This is a genomic window from Proteus vulgaris (assembly GCF_011045815.1).
GTDB lineage: Bacteria > Pseudomonadota > Gammaproteobacteria > Enterobacterales > Enterobacteriaceae > Proteus > Proteus vulgaris_B.
In genome coordinates this window covers 2,442,466-2,457,322 of sequence record NZ_CP047344.1, presented here as the reverse complement: position 1 = coordinate 2,457,322, position 14,857 = coordinate 2,442,466, and the positions used below count along the sequence as shown (strand labels likewise).

The window sequence follows — 14,857 nt, the reverse complement described above, 5'->3', positions numbered from 1 at the left end:
TGACATTCTACCTGTTTTTACACAGTTAAAAATGGAGGAAATATGAAAATTAAGTCAAGGAATGTGTTTTATTGGCGTTATTTTAAGCAGTTAAAATAAAATGATACTGGCATTATTTTATCGTTGTTATTCAATAAACCATTATTTATTAAAAAACAGACAAACAACAGCGTGGCTTAATTGTTTATATAGGGATAATTAAGTGGAAAATAATTTATTGATAATCAGTAAGTTATTTTGCTTGATGTTTTTTTGAACGCATAACTATTTTGTACAAATGCCTGTAACTATGATAAAACGCAATAGTTAGTTATAATTCTTAGATAATTATGCTTTCCAGTGATAGAATGCCAACCTTGTTTTTCTCTGTGTTTGAACTCTTTTCAAAGAATAACAATCCAGTATGAAATTCACCGAGCTTTAACTCTGTCTTAAAATAATCATTTTTGTAAAAATTAGCCTAAATATAAAGGCGTAATAAAATAATTAGAGGTTTTTAGTGTCAACTGCAAACACACCTGACGATGGACAAAAACCGAGCCTGAATGCATTTAAACAGCCTCGCGCATTTTATCTCATCTTCTCAATCGAATTATGGGAACGTTTTGGCTATTACGGTCTGCAAGGGATCATGGCCGTTTACCTGGTTAAAATGCTGGGCATGGGTGAGGCGGAAGCAATCACCGTTTTTGCTGCATTTACCGCATTGGTTTATGGTTTTGTTGCTATCGGTGGATGGCTTGGGGATAAAGTTCTTGGTACTAAAAGAGTTATTATTCTTGGGGCAATCGTACTGGCAATAGGTTATGCAATGGTGGCTTTCTCAGATCACGATAAAGATGTGATTTATTGGGGACTTGCAACCATTGCTGTAGGTAATGGTTTATTTAAAGCAAATCCATCCTCATTACTTGCAACCTGTTATGAGAAAAACGATCCACAATTAGACGGTGCATTTACCATGTACTATATGTCTATTAACGTAGGTTCGTTCTTATCTATGCTAGCAACACCATGGTTAGCAGCTAATTATGGTTGGGATGTAGCATTTGCATTAAGTGTTGTAGGTATGCTGATCACCTTAGCAAACTTTATGGTTTGTCGAGGATGGATCAAAGATAAAGGCTCTAAACCTGATTTTGAACCGCTTAATTATTTAAAATTGTTATTAACGCTGGTGGGGATCGTTGCTTTAACGGCAGTATCGACTTGGTTATTACATAATAATGAAGTGGCAAGTTGGTCTTTAGCTGTGATCTCATTAGGTATCATCCTTATTTTTGCGCGTGAAACCTTTATGATGAAAGGGGCGGCTCGCCGTAAGATGATTGTGGCATTTTTACTGATGGTTGAAGCCGTGGTCTTCTTTGTTCTTTACGATCAAATGCCAACATCTTTAAACTTCTTCGCGATCCATAACGTTGAACACTCTCTGTTAGGTTTCAGTGTTCAACCAGAACAGTTTCAATCACTTAATCCATTCTGGATCATGTTAGCGAGCCCATTATTAGCAGCAGTATATAACTTTATGGGCGATAAATTACCTATGCCTTATAAGTTCACTGCTGGAATGTTCTTGAGTGCGACCGCATTCTTAGTGTTACCACTGGGTGCAAGCATGGCAAATGAAGCAGGAATTGTCTCTTCATGGTGGTTAGTCGCAAGCTATGGTTTCCAAAGTATCGGTGAGTTAATGATTTCAGGGCTTGGCCTTGCAATGGTTGCTCAACTTGTACCACAGCGTTTAATGGGCTTTATCATGGGTGCTTGGTTCTTAACTTCGGCAGCTGCTGCAATTATTGCAGGTAAAGTTGCAAGTTTAATGGCGGTGCCAGAAGATGTTCAAAGCGCACATGTCTCATTAGAAATCTACAGCAGTGTCTTCCTACAAATCGGTATTGTGACAGGTGTTATTGCAATCTTAATGCTTTTAACTGCACCAATGCTGAGCAAAATGACACAGTAATGTGTAGCATTAAAAAAGAAAGCTGAAGAAAATAGAGGATGCCACAAGGCATCCTTTTTTGTGTTTAGAACTACCTAATTCAGAAAAATTGCCGCCATAAAAAATACCGCCCTAATAAGGGCGGTATTGTATAAGGGGACATTTATAACATTGATAAAGACTTAACCAACCACTTTATCAATTTGTAATGCAACGTCTTTTTCATGGGTAGCTGGCTTTACCGCAGTCCAACCCTTATAAGCCAAAGGTAAGAATGCGACAGCAATTGCTAAGAATGAGACTCCAGCGACATAATAGGCGCCCGCCATAGCTGTTTTTTCTAACCATGCACCTGTTAACATTGGGGTTAATCCACCAAACACGGCATAAGCCATATTGTAAGCAAAAGACAATCCTGAAAAACGAATCGATGGTGGAAATGCTCTTGTACTAACAATTGGTGTTGTTGCAATCGCACCAACGAAAAAGCCCATCAATCCATAATTAAATGCCAACTGAAAACCTGACATTGCTGTATCTAAATTGCCATAGAAATGGAATGCAGTAACAATCAAACCACCCCATGATAATGTCATTGAAACTCGTGTTCCTAATTTGTCGCCAATCCAGCCCCAGAAGATACAACCTAAAGTTAAGGTTAATGTTGCAACACAGTTCGCTTCCAATGAGGTGGTTCTATCAATTTTGTAAATCCCTTCAACAATTACACTAGGTGTCATCAATATGGTGACAACAATGGCTGTTGATAAAGACCAAGTTAATGCAGCCGTAATTAAACACGCTTGTTTATGGTTTTTAATAACAGAAATTACAGGCATTTCTTGTGCTAAGGCTTTTTTGGCGGCCATCTCTTTAAAGATTGGCGTTTCTTGCAAGAATCGACGCAAGTAAACAGAGATTAAGCCAAATATTCCGCCTAAAATAAAGGGAATACGCCAAGCAAAATCATTAACTTCTTGAGCACTATAACTGCGCTGAACGATAATTGCGACGATCGATCCTAATAAAATACCGCCAGTAATACCTGATGTTAATGTTCCAACACCTAAGCCATAACGTTGTTTTGGTGTATGTTCTGCAATAAATACCCAAGCACCTGGCATTTCTCCACCGATAGCAGCACCTTGCATGATACGCATTAATAACAACAATAATGGAGCTGCGACCCCAATGCTGGCATAAGTGGGTAATAAACCAATAATTAATGTTGGAACAGCCATTAAAAAGATACTTAAAGTAAACATGCGCTTACGGCCAATAATATCGCCGTAGTGTGCCATAATAATGCCACCCAAAGGGCGAGCGAGATAACCGGCTGCAAAAATACCTAATGTCTGCATCTGTGCAATAAAGGCGTTATCACCAGGAAAGAACAAATGGCTCAATGTTTTCGTAAAGAACACGAAGATCACGAAATCATAGAACTCCAAAGTTCCTCCTAGTGAGGATAAACCCAACGTTTTATAATCGTTGCGATTTAATGGTCTTGCCGTAGGTTGACTCAACGGCTGAGTGGAGTGTGATTGTGATGTCATAATAACAACCTATAATAATCATCGTGATAAAATAAATAACTAATAAAGTCACAAATACATTCTTTTAGGATCAGCAAATAAAATAGGGTGGAAATAAATAACATTAAGTGGTTATTTATAGGCTATTTACGTGAGAAAGAATAATGTTGTGATGATGGTTTAAGTTATAACAGGAAGCTCTTAATGATGTAAATAGGTTAAAATAAAACAATTAAATGGACTTAAAAAATAATAATTTTTGGGTTTAATATCCATCTTTAATTTATATTGCAATATATTATATTAATAAATAGAAAATATCATATATAATATAAAAATATTACATATTATTTTTCATTAGGTGTGTTTTAATATTTTTAAATAAAAACGAGGTGATATTGAATATATTTATTATGCTTTAAATAAAAGATTAAATAATAAAATCGATATGAATTTAATTTATTATTTTTTGTAAAAAAAGTTATTATTAGATAATTAATAAAGCTATTCGTATTAATAGTGAAAGATATGATCTGATAGGAGATAGATTATTAGCATATTCTACTATATGTTAAATTTTGTCCTTGAGGTTTCAAATTTCAATAAATCAATTATTATTGAAATTAAATGCCAATTAACTTTGTAATCATAATCATATTTTTGTATTTTTATGCATAATGTGATTTTTTAGAGCGACTTCTTAAATGAAAAATAAAAACAAAAATAAGCATCAAAAAAATTATTTTTGATTATAATTACAACAGTAAGTCAATTGATATGTCGGAGGATTTATGATCTCTATCTCAATGAGTGCTATTCTCTTAGCTGCAATTGTTCTGTTTGCCTCGCTTTCTATCGTTGCATTAGGTGGTGGTTTAGCGTTAAAAACCATTCTAAATAACACCAAATACAGTGATAATTATGCACTGAGTGCTTCTGTTAAAAAAACATTTATCACATCGTTGATCATCGTATTGCTACTCATTTACTATTATCTTTCAACAACGGCTTAATTATTTATTGTTAGCTACCAAAAAAACGCCACTGTATTTTATTAACAGTGGCGTTAGTGTAATGGTTTATTATTGCGTTATTTTAAACTAGGAAGATAGTGGCTAAACCTAAGAAGATAAAGAAACCACCAGTATCTGTAATGGCGGTTATCATCACACTAGAACCAATGGCAGGATCTTTACCTAATTTAATCATGGTCATCGGGATTAATACGCCCATCATGGCGGCCATTAAGAGATTAAGCACCATCGCCATCGTCATAACTGCACCCATAGCAAGGTCACCATAGAGGAAGAAGGTGACAATACCCATTATTCCTCCCCAAACAATACCGTTAATAAAGGCGACACCAAGCTCTCTTAAAATTAAGAATGAGAAGCTTCCAGTTTGAATTTGGTGCAGTGCTAAGGCACGTACAATCATTGTAATAGTTTGATTACCAGTGTTACCTCCAATACCAGCAACAATTGGCATTAGTGTGGCGAGGGCAACTAATTGTGAGATAGTATCTTCAAAGACACCGATAACACGGGAGGCAACGAAAGCAGTACATAAGTTGATAGCAAGCCAAGTCCAACGTGTTTTAACAGCTTGTCCAACTGGAGCGAAAACGTCTTCTTCTGGGCTCAACCCCCCCATACGACGAATATTGGTATCGCTCTCTTCATGCATGTTATCAACAATATCTTCAACGGTTAATCGCCCCATAAGAAGGCCATTGCTATCAACCACAGCAGCTGAAATTAAGTCATAACGTTCGAACGCGCCCGCAGCATCTTCGCCTTTTTCTTCTGGCATAAAACTGACGGTATCTGTTTTCATCACATCTGAGACAAGTTTGTCAGGAGATTGCGTTAAAACAGTGGTTAATGGAAGTTCGCCCAACAGATGATTTTTATTATCAATAACGAAAATTTTATCCGTTGCTTCAGGAATAGAACCTCGTTGGCGCAAATAGCGTTGTACAGTTTTTAACGTTACATTGCCTCGCACAGTGACGAACTCAAAGTCCATCATTTGACCAACGCTGTCTTTTGGATATTGCAGGACTTCTCTTATCCTATTACGCAGGCTTGGTTCTAAATAGGTAAGAAGGCGACGCATTGTGTCGCGGGGTAAGTGCTCTGCAATGTATGCTTGTTCATCCACATGTAATGTGGCAACCGATCGTAATAATTCACGGTCGGTCATATCTTTAATTAAACTGTCCCAAACGGCGACAGACGCTTCGACTAAAACAGCACCACGTTCATTATTATCAACCAAATGCCACAATGCGAGACGTTCGTCATAGGGAAGGGCTTCAAGAATATCTGCAATATCTGCCGCGTGTAGATCTTGTAGTAATTCTCGAACAGTGGTGATTTTTTCATGAAGTTCATGGTGGCTCAGCCTATCATTTTCACTTGCTTCCCCTAAAACGGTTTCAACAAAATGATCATCTTCAAGAAAGATACTCAAAATTTGCTGACGCAGGAGTGCCACTTTTTGTGAATACGGATTGATGGCAGCCGCAGTATCATTGTTGATAGCTGGTTGAGACATGTTATTCCTTTTTAATTCTTACGAGGGAGATAACCATTAACACTAATTATTCCATTTTAGGATGATTATCGGTTTTCTCCGTATAAAAAATATGAATCTTGAACAATATTGCGTTGATGATGTTCATATTATGGTCACAAATCAAACCTATGTTGTTATGTGATAGTTGTTGTATGATAGATGCAACAAAAGACGCATTGGCTAGCGTCTTTTTCTGTATAATATCATATTGTTAAGCAGATTCCTCTTTTATATCCAGTTTCCAGCCAGGAACTGACTGCCAATGCTCTTGTTCTTTTTCTAAATCCAATTCCATCAATGTGTTATCGGAAAGATATTTTTTAGGAAAATAAAGAGTCCAATGATTTTCATCAGTAACTAAACGCAAAGATGCTGGTTTTGTCGTCGATTGTCGCTGATTATTAAGTAAAGTTGCTAACCTCAGTATTTGTACGAGTGGGAAATACTGTTTCTTTTTATAAAGATTAAATTTAGGTAGTTCATCCAGCTTAATCCCTTTTCGGTGATAGCGAACTAAGGTTGTTAATAATAGCTGTTGTTCTTGATTAAAACCCGGCAAATCTGTATTTGAAAGAATATAGGCAGAATGACGGTGCAATCCACTTAAATTAATGCTTAATCCGACTTCATGTAACATGACAGCCCATACTAAAATAGCTTCTAGATCAGGGCGAACGAGTTTAGGATTTTGTTGCGCCCATTGTTCGTAAAGAGATTGCATGGTTTCAAGCACGCGCTTTGCTTGCTCTCTATCAATATTATAGTGTTCGGCAAGGCTTTTTGCTGTACGTTGGCGAATATCTTGATGGCGAAATCTACCTTCCATTTCATAAAGCACACCTTCACGTAGCGCACCATCAGATAGATGTAGTGCTTTTAATCCTAAAGAATCAAAAATGCCACATAAAATCGCTAAACCCGGTACAAAAACATGTTTACGCTCATCGGATAATCCCGGCAATGAGATATCTTTAAATTTCTTAAAGCGTAACACTTGCTTTGTTAACATAAGTAGACGTTCGGGGGTGATAACACCGTCTTTTTCGCCAAACTCAACTAAGATCTCATGAGCCGCTTTAATTGTACCCGATGCGCCTAAAGCCACATCCCATCCGGTCATTTTATATTGCCATGCAATTTTTTCCATTTTACGTGCTGCTTTTTCTCGTGCTTTACGAAAAGCAGATTCGCTGATTTTTTGCTCAGGAAAAAATTGACGACTAAAACTAACACAACCCATGCGCTGGCTTTCAATTAAGATCGGCTCAAAATTTTCGCCAATAACCAATTCTGTTGAGCCACCACCGATATCAATAACGAGTTTTCTACCTTTTTCCGATTGTGTATGTTCAACGCCCATAAAGATAAGTCGGGCTTCTTCATGTCCAGAAATAATTTCGATAGGGTAAGGGATAACTTCTTTTGCTCGTTGGAGAAAGACTTTAGCGTTAGTAGCAACACGTAATGTATGTGTGCCAACGACGGTAACATTTTCGGCAGGAAAGCCCTGTAACCTTTCAGCAAAAAGAGAAAGGGCGGAAAGTCCACGTAACATAGACTCTTCGCTTAATTCATTATTATCGTCAAGGCCATCAGCGAGATAAACACGCTGTTTTAAGCGACTTAACACTTGCAATGCGCCATTAACAACGCGTGCAATTATCATATGAAAACTATTAGAACCGAGGTCAATAGCCGCAATTTCTAAAGGGCGTGGTGAAGAGTCATCTTGTGATAAAGGCATAAAATTACGCTCGTTCCCCTGGTTGTTCTAACAATTTAATGTACTCATAGACAGCAAGCTGGGAACGAATTTTACGTTTATTTCCACGAGGAACATAGCTATTTGTTAAATCTTTATCAATAAAACGCGCTTTAACGGTGTCATTAAATTGAATATCTAATATATCAAGAACACGCTGTTTCAGTTGAGGATCAAGCAAAGCCACTGCAACTTCAATACGATAGTCAAGATTTCGTGTCATCCAGTCGGCAGAAGATAAGAAGATTTTTTCATCACCTTTATTAGTAAAGACATAAACACGATCATGTTCTAAAAAACGATCAACGATACTGGTGACTTGAATATTCTCACTAAATCCTGGCTGATTAGGGACTAAAGAGCACATACCTCGCACTAAAAGTCGGACTTTGACTCCCGCTTCTGATGCGTCATAAAGACGATTAACTAACTCTTCATCGACTAAATTATTCACTTTTAATGTAATACCTGCGGGATGCCCAGCTTGAGCACTGTGAATTTCATTAGTAATTAGTTGGTTTAAAAGAGTTCGTGAATTTTGAGGTGAAACCATCAAATGCTCAAAAGTAACAGGGCGATAAGGGTTTTCAATAAAGCTAAAAACGCGACGTACTTCATTGGTAATTTCAGTATTTGCAGTTAATAGCGAATAGTCAGTATAAAGGCGCGCCGTTTTTTCGTTAAAATTCCCTGTGCCAATATGGGCATAGCGAATAATTTCGCCATCTTCTAAGCGAGAAATAATAAATAATTTCGCATGAATTTTTAAACCTGGAGCAGAGAATATAACGTGAACACCCGCTTCTGTTAGGCGTTTTGCCCAATGAATATTGGCCGCTTCATCAAAACGAGCTTGTAATTCTACAACTACAGTGACTCGTTTACCGTTATGTGCTGCATGGATCATGGAGTCTATAATTCGAGAGTCTTTTGCAACACGGTAAATATTGATTTTGATTGAAATAACGCTTGGGTCAAAAGAGGCTTGGCGCAACAATTCCAGCACATGTTCAAAAGTATGATAAGGATAATAAAGTAAGACATCTCGTTCCCTAATGGCATCAAAACCATTACGGAAATTATCGAACCAAATATGGCGTAAACGCGGAATAGGTTTATTTAATAGAAATTTGCTACCTTCATTTGGAAAATTAATAAAGTCTTTAAAATTATGATAACGTCCTCCTGCAATAACGGAGTCGTTATTTGATAAACCTAATTTACTGCGTAGTAATGCCACCATCTCATCTGGCATATCACGTTGATAAACAAAACGCACAGGCTCTGCGGTAAGGCGTTGTTTTAAGGTTGAGGACATCATTTCAAGTAAACTTGATTCCATTTCTGTCGCAAGATCGTACTCCGCATCTCGCGTCATTTTCATAGAATAAGCATTCAATGAGTCATAATCAAAAAAACCTTTAAAAACTTCATCAAGGCAGTAACGTAAAATATTATCCAATAAGATCATGGATTTTTTCTTACTACGTCCTTGATCAGTTGGCAAAATAACAAAACGAGGAACTTTATCTGATGGAATTTCTAATAAGGCGTAATGAATAGTTTGCCCTTGTGCAATTTCAACGGCCAAATAGGTATAGTCATCTTTAAGAAACTCAACCAAATTAGTTTCAGGATTAATTAAAATAGGCGTAATGTGTTTTCTTAAATTTTGACGAAAATATTGGCGTAACCAGATTTGTTGATTAGGTGATATTTGGCGTTCATTGATTAAGAAGATTTGATTTCGCGCCATTTCAAGCAATAAATCGTTATATAAAGCATCAAATTCTTGGTCAGCCTTAGCCACTTTTGATTGAATTTTTTTGATAAGATGGCGAGCATGACTTGAAGCAGAGCGAGAGCCTCGCTCTTCATTAATTAAGATACGGCGTTTAACATCAGCAAAACGGACTTTATAGAACTCATCAAGATTATTCGAATAGATCCCCAGAAACCTGACTCTTTCAATTAACGGGTTTCGTTTGTCAGCCGCTTCTTGTAATACTCGTTCATTAAACGCAAGCCAACTGATCTCTTTATCAATATAGAGTCGTTCCTGGGACATCTGAACTCCAACTAGGGTTAAAGTTAAATCTTAATATCTGAATAAATCAGACATGTTGCTTAATAGTCGCACCCGGTTTGACAAAATTTTCGGGTTTTGCTTCTTTGGCTTTTTGCTCAAAATAAGGTGCTTGGAATGTACACATTCTAATTGCAGAACGATAGGCACCGTTAACAAAAAACTCATCTATTAAATCACCTTCTTTTTTAAAGCCAAGCTTTTCATAAATATGAATCGCTTTAGCATTCTCTTTATCAACGATTAAATAGAGTTTGTATAAATTAAGTACAGAAAAAGCATAATCCATCGCTAATTTTGCTGCTCGTGCTGCATAGCCATGACCTTGATGTGCAGGTGCAATGATAATTTGGAATTCGGCACGACGATGAACATAATCAATTTCAACCAACTCGACAAGTCCCACTTTAGTGCCTTCACTTTCAGCAATAAAACGGCGTTCACTTTGGTCGTGAATATGTTTTTCATATAAGTCACTTAACTCAATAAAAGCCTCATAAGGCTCTTCAAACCAATAGCGCATAACACTGGCATTGTTATCAAGTTGATGGACAAAAGAGAGATCTTCTCGTTCGAGAGGACGTAATTTTATAGGTGGAACTTTCCTACCACCGGACATAAGCACCTCGGTGAATGCATTGAATAAAAAAGAGAAAAGGGTGACACAAAAAAAGTCACGCGGGCTACAGTGTAGCACAATGTGACTTTTTAGCTTAAACGAAATAGTTAATCAAGGCTGCCGAACAACGCAATATCATCAAGGAAAGCTTGATTATTCTTCATAGTCAATCGGTCTTCAGCTAACCAGCTGATTGCTAATGGGTAGATACGATACTCTTCTATTTGTATTCTAGCTTGTAATGATTGTTCAGTGTCATCCGGCAAAACAGGAATACGTGCCTGAAGAATCATTGGGCCACCATCAAGTTCTTCTGTAACAAAATGGACGGTAACGCCATGAAAAGAGTCTTTATTTGCTAAAACTTGGCGATGAGTATGCAACCCTGGATATTTAGGAAGCAAAGAAGGATGAATATTTAATAATTTATGCTGATAATGAGTGACAAAATTAGATGATAGAATACGCATAAAACCTGCTAAAACCACGATATCAGGCTGATAAATATCAATTTTTTCGATTAACGCTTTATCGTAATCAGCTCTATCATTAAATTGGGATGGATCAACAAAATAGGCTGGAATATCAGCCTGTTTTGCACGTTCAAGGCCATAAGCATCCGCTTTATTGCTAAAGACAGCAACCACATTACCTGTGATTTTATTTGTCCTACAGGCGTCAATAATCGCCTGTAGGTTGCTGCCGTTTCCTGAAATAAGGACAACGATATTTTTCATTCACATGTTTTCATTAGTTAATAATAACTTGTGCTTCACCTGCGGCTTGTGGCGCAATTTCACCGATAAGCCATGCATTTTCACCACATTCTGCAAGGTGTGCTAATGTTTTTTCAACATCATCTGGATTAACCGCAATTAATAGTCCGACACCACAGTTAAAGGTGCGGTACATTTCATGTGTGCTAACTTGTCCCGCTTCTTGTAACCACTTGAAGACGATAGGCCATTCCCAACTGTGACTTTCGATACGAGCTTGCGTATTTTCAGGTAGTACGCGAGGAATATTCTCCCAGAAACCGCCACCTGTAATATGTGCAACTGCATGAATATCAACATTCTCAATTAATGACAGCAGTGATTTCACGTAAATACGTGTAGGCGCTAATAGGTGATCAGCAAGTGATTTTTCACCTAATGATGTGTTATCTGCTTGTGTATTGCTGACTTCAAGAATTTTTCTGACTAATGAATAACCATTAGAATGAGGGCCGCTAGATGCTAAAGCAATTAATGCATCACCAGTTTTAACTTTACTGCCATCAATAATCTCTGATTTTTCAACCACGCCGACACAAAAGCCTGCGATATCATAATCATTGCCATGATACATGCCGGGCATTTCTGCCGTTTCGCCACCTACTAATGCACAGCCTGATTGTTTACAGCCTTCAGCAATACCAGTTACAACCCGAGCTGCGGTATCGACATCTAATTTTCCTGTGGCATAGTAGTCAAGGAAGAAAAGGGGTTCGGCGCCTTGAACAATTAAATCGTTGACACACATTGCGACTAAATCAATACCGATGTCATCATGGCGATTTAAATCCATCGCAAGGCGGAGTTTTGTACCCACACCATCGGTGCCTGAAACTAAAATAGGTTCGCGGTATTTAGATGGAATTGCACATAGTGCACCAAAACCACCTAAACCGCCCATAACTTCAGGACGGCGAGTTTCTTTTACTACACCTTTGATACGATCGACTAAAGCATTACCTGCATCAATATCGACACCGGCATCTTTATAGCTGAGAGAGGATTTGTTAGTCACGTAGAGCCCTCACGGCAAGTTGCTGTTAAGAAAAAATGTGTGCGGGCGCTATTCTAACAGGCAAAGCAAACGTTTGCGAGGATCTTCTTTCTAGGTCACAATTATTCATGTTGGTGTGGTTAAAAGCTGTGCGCTTGATCAATATCAATAGAAAAACGATGGAATGTTGGCAAAAAAGCGGTATAATCTCGCGATTTTTTTGTCAGGCTGCGTCGTACATTAGGAGAAATTATGAAGATCGTTGAGGTAAAACACCCACTCATTCAACATAAATTGGGGCTGATGCGAGATCATGATATAAGCACTAAGCGCTTTCGTGAACTGGCTTCAGAAGTTTCCAGTCTACTGACGTATGAAGCTACCGCCGATTTAGCAACAGAGACGGTAACAATTGAAGGTTGGTGTGGTCCGGTAGAGATAGAACAGATTAAAGGAAAAAAAATCACAGTAGTTCCTATCCTCCGTGCAGGTATCGGGATGATGGATGGAGTATTAGAAAATATTCCTAGTGCCCGAATCAGTGTAGTTGGCGTTTACCGCGATGAAGAAACCTTAAAACCCGTCCCTTACTTCCAGAAATTAGCATCCAATATTGAAGAGCGTATGGCTCTTGTTGTTGACCCTATGTTAGCAACAGGCGGCTCTATGATTGCCACAATTGATTTATTAAAAAATGCGGGCTGTACTTCAATTAAAGTATTAGTACTGGTTGCTGCTCCAGAAGGTATTAAGGCATTAGAAGAAGCTCATCCAGATGTGGAGTTATATACTGCATCGGTTGATAGCCATCTTAATGAGCATGGGTACATCGTTCCAGGTCTTGGCGATGCTGGTGATAAGATATTTGGTACAAAATAATAATTAAGCCGACTTTGATAGTCGGCTTTTTTTTGGACCATTTATTTGTTCTATACTCTACATACTTTAAGGTGCAGTTAGATGACTAGTGCGAGTGGGTCTAGACAGCAACATGGCGACTTAAAATAAGACGAGTATAAAGTTAAAAATACAAACCAATTTCACATTCATATTAAAGAGAGGTCGTAAGCATGACTCGTCGTGCAATCGGGGTAGAAGAGCGCCCACCATTATTACAAACAATTCCGTTGAGCCTTCAGCATCTGTTTGCAATGTTTGGCGCTACCGTACTTGTGCCAATATTATTTAAAGTTAATCCGGCAACAATATTGTTATTTAACGGGATCGGAACCCTGCTTTATCTCTTTATTTGTAAAGGACGCATTCCTGCTTATCTAGGTTCAAGTTTTGCGTTTATCTCACCAGTGCTTTTGTTGTTACCATTAGGGTATGAATTAGCACTTGGGGGATTCATCGTCTGTGGCGTGTTATTTTGTCTTGTGGCAGGTATTGTAAAAATAGCAGGGCGAGGCTGGATTAATGTGATGTTTCCACCTGCGGCAATGGGCGCAATCGTTGCCGTTATTGGGTTAGAGTTAGCAGGAACCGCGGCAGGAATGGCGGGTTTATTACCAACTGCAGATGCTCCAGTAGATAATCAAACATTGCTTATCTCTATGGTCACTTTAGGTGTCACTATTTTAGGTTCAGTGATGTTTAGAGGATTCCTTGCTATTATTCCTATTCTTATAGGGGTACTAGCAGGTTATGCACTTTCTTTCTTCTTAGGGGCTGTTGATGTTACTCCTATTAAAGAAGCTAATTGGTTTGCATTACCGACATTCTATTCACCACGTTTTGAATGGAGTGCTATCTTCATTATTCTGCCTGCGGCATTAGTGGTTATTGCTGAACACGTTGGTCACCTTGTTGTTACAGCAAATATTGTGCAACGCGATTTAATGAAAAACCCAGGCTTACATCGTTCTATGTTCGCAAACGGTTTCTCTACCATAATTTCGGGTTTCTTCGGTTCAACGCCAAATACCACATATGGTGAAAATATTGGTGTTATGGCAATAACCAAAGTCTATAGCTCATGGGTTATTGGTGGCGCAGCAATATTTGCAATCTTATTATCCTGTGTAGGTAAATTAGCCGCCGCTATTGCTGCTGTTCCTGTTCCAGTGATGGGCGGAGTATCTTTATTACTTTATGGTGTCATTGGTGCATCAGGTATTCGTGTCTTGTTAGATTCAAAAGTGGATTACAACAAACCGCAAAACTTGATATTAACTGCCATTATTCTGATTGTTGGTGTGAGTGGCGCTTCAATTCACATTGGTGCGGCTGAATTAAAAGGCATGGCTTTAGCAACAGTTGTGGGTATTGTTTTAAGCTTAATTTTTAAATTAGTCAGTGTTGTTCGACCTGAATCAGAATTTGTAGATAACACGATTGAATCAGTCAGTGGTACTGCAAATAAAAAATAAGTGATATGTTGAAGTTAACGAAAAAGGCGGATTATATCCGTCTTTTTTATTGCATTCTGTTTTTGTGTTAAAATTAAAAACTAAGATATTTAATTTTTTGAGTGTTTAAAACTTAGAAAAGCATTAATAATTCAATCATGATGTTTATTTAAATAAAATAAATGAGACAATGGATGTCTGTTCTTATG

At 37.8% G+C, this 14,857-nt stretch carries 11 protein-coding genes; 4 read left to right on the top strand and 7 right to left on the bottom strand.

Annotated features, from left to right (window positions below):
- The first annotated feature begins 499 nt into the window (after nucleotides 1-499).
- Nucleotides 500-1,966 carry a dipeptide/tripeptide permease DtpA gene (gene dtpA / locus GTH24_RS11695; protein WP_072068440.1) on the top strand — a complete coding sequence of 489 codons (1,467 nt, stop codon included), beginning with the start codon at nucleotides 500-502 and terminating at the stop codon, nucleotides 1,964-1,966.
- Between the two features lie 161 nt (nucleotides 1,967-2,127).
- On the opposite strand, the gene GTH24_RS11690 is transcribed toward dtpA, so the two are convergent.
- Nucleotides 2,128-3,501, bottom strand: a complete 1,374-nt coding sequence (locus tag GTH24_RS11690) for an MFS transporter (protein WP_072068439.1) — start codon at nucleotides 3,499-3,501, stop codon at nucleotides 2,128-2,130.
- A gap of 770 nt (nucleotides 3,502-4,271) precedes the next feature.
- Between GTH24_RS11690 and GTH24_RS11685 the strand changes: the two genes are divergently transcribed.
- Nucleotides 4,272-4,493, top strand: coding sequence for a hypothetical protein (locus tag GTH24_RS11685; protein WP_072068438.1), 222 nt, complete (start codon nucleotides 4,272-4,274; stop codon nucleotides 4,491-4,493).
- 82 nt (nucleotides 4,494-4,575) lie between these two features.
- On the opposite strand, the gene mgtE is transcribed toward GTH24_RS11685, so the two are convergent.
- The 6 genes from mgtE to purM form a co-directional block, all read right to left on the bottom strand.
- Entirely contained in the window at nucleotides 4,576-6,039 is a 1,464-nt protein-coding gene (gene mgtE / locus GTH24_RS11680; protein WP_072068437.1) for a magnesium transporter, read from the bottom strand.
- Nucleotides 6,040-6,271: 232 nt separating this feature from the next.
- Nucleotides 6,272-7,804: an exopolyphosphatase gene (gene ppx / locus GTH24_RS11675; protein ID WP_072068436.1), complete on the bottom strand. Its 1,533-nt coding sequence runs from the start codon at nucleotides 7,802-7,804 to the stop codon at nucleotides 6,272-6,274.
- Between the two features lie 4 nt (nucleotides 7,805-7,808).
- Nucleotides 7,809-9,890, bottom strand: a complete 2,082-nt coding sequence (gene ppk1, locus GTH24_RS11670; RefSeq protein WP_072068435.1) for a polyphosphate kinase 1 — start codon at nucleotides 9,888-9,890, stop codon at nucleotides 7,809-7,811.
- A gap of 46 nt (nucleotides 9,891-9,936) precedes the next feature.
- Entirely contained in the window at nucleotides 9,937-10,527 is a 591-nt protein-coding gene (speG, locus tag GTH24_RS11665; protein WP_072068434.1) for a spermidine N1-acetyltransferase, read from the bottom strand.
- Between the two features lie 107 nt (nucleotides 10,528-10,634).
- Nucleotides 10,635-11,264, bottom strand: a complete 630-nt coding sequence (gene purN, locus GTH24_RS11660) for a phosphoribosylglycinamide formyltransferase (RefSeq protein ID WP_164526447.1) — start codon at nucleotides 11,262-11,264, stop codon at nucleotides 10,635-10,637.
- A 13-nt stretch (nucleotides 11,265-11,277) separates the two neighbouring features.
- Nucleotides 11,278-12,318 (bottom strand): phosphoribosylformylglycinamidine cyclo-ligase, encoded by a 1,041-nt coding sequence (purM, locus tag GTH24_RS11655; RefSeq protein WP_164526446.1) that lies wholly within the window; start codon nucleotides 12,316-12,318, stop codon nucleotides 11,278-11,280.
- Nucleotides 12,319-12,549: 231 nt separating this feature from the next.
- On the opposite strand from purM, the gene upp reads away from it, so the two are divergent.
- Nucleotides 12,550-13,176 (top strand): uracil phosphoribosyltransferase, encoded by a 627-nt coding sequence (gene upp, locus GTH24_RS11650; protein ID WP_072068431.1) that lies wholly within the window; start codon nucleotides 12,550-12,552, stop codon nucleotides 13,174-13,176.
- Between the two features lie 191 nt (nucleotides 13,177-13,367).
- The gene (gene uraA, locus GTH24_RS11645; protein WP_115349955.1) at nucleotides 13,368-14,669 is read left to right on the top strand and encodes a uracil permease; all 1,302 of its coding nucleotides are present in this window, start codon (nucleotides 13,368-13,370) and stop codon (nucleotides 14,667-14,669) included.
- The last annotated feature ends 188 nt before the right edge of the window (nucleotides 14,670-14,857 follow it).

What these genes read in the sequence shown, in the direction of transcription:
- upp (WP_072068431.1), top strand. Translation starts at nt 12,550, where the DNA reads ATGAAGATCGTTGAGGTAAAACACCCACTCATTCAACATAAATTGGGG.
- purN (WP_164526447.1), bottom strand. Translation starts at nt 11,264, where the DNA reads ATGAAAAATATCGTTGTCCTTATTTCAGGAAACGGCAGCAACCTACAG.
- GTH24_RS11690 (WP_072068439.1), bottom strand. Translation starts at nt 3,501, where the DNA reads ATGACATCACAATCACACTCCACTCAGCCGTTGAGTCAACCTACGGCA.
- GTH24_RS11685 (WP_072068438.1), top strand. Translation starts at nt 4,272, where the DNA reads ATGATCTCTATCTCAATGAGTGCTATTCTCTTAGCTGCAATTGTTCTG.
- speG (WP_072068434.1), bottom strand. Translation starts at nt 10,527, where the DNA reads ATGTCCGGTGGTAGGAAAGTTCCACCTATAAAATTACGTCCTCTCGAA.
- uraA (WP_115349955.1), top strand. Translation starts at nt 13,368, where the DNA reads ATGACTCGTCGTGCAATCGGGGTAGAAGAGCGCCCACCATTATTACAA.
- mgtE (WP_072068437.1), bottom strand. Translation starts at nt 6,039, where the DNA reads ATGTCTCAACCAGCTATCAACAATGATACTGCGGCTGCCATCAATCCG.
- ppx (WP_072068436.1), bottom strand. Translation starts at nt 7,804, where the DNA reads ATGCCTTTATCACAAGATGACTCTTCACCACGCCCTTTAGAAATTGCG.
- ppk1 (WP_072068435.1), bottom strand. Translation starts at nt 9,890, where the DNA reads ATGTCCCAGGAACGACTCTATATTGATAAAGAGATCAGTTGGCTTGCG.